Raw genomic sequence first — 276 nt, 5'->3', positions numbered from 1 at the left:
CATGTCGTTGATGTGCTCGAGAGCACCGTCCAGCATGAGTTCCATATCAGTGGCAACATCTTCCAGCTCTTGGCGGCTCCATTCTCGGCGTGACACGATCATTCGTAGAAACGCTGAGTGTTCTGTGTCGAGCCCATGCACAGTCGCCGTATGATCAGTTGGCTGATCCCTGATACTGACTTTCACGATAGGCGGTTCTGGAGATTCATCATTGAATACCTCCGCCAACAATGCTGAAACCGCTGCCGTCTCGCGTTGGAGCTGCGCAATTTTGTC

Annotated in this window: 1 protein-coding gene; it reads right to left on the bottom strand. The window is 52.5% G+C overall.

The window, feature by feature from the left end:
* The coding region (locus tag KMS84_RS44535) for a tellurite resistance TerB C-terminal domain-containing protein (protein ID WP_285894511.1) at positions 1-276 on the bottom strand (276 nt) is incomplete at both ends.

Source organism: Streptomyces hilarionis (assembly GCF_024539675.1).
GTDB classification, from domain to species: Bacteria; Actinomycetota; Actinomycetes; order Streptomycetales; family Streptomycetaceae; genus Streptomyces; species Streptomyces hilarionis.
Note: the sequence above shows the minus strand (reverse complement) of the source record. Positions and strands in the feature narration are given on the sequence as shown.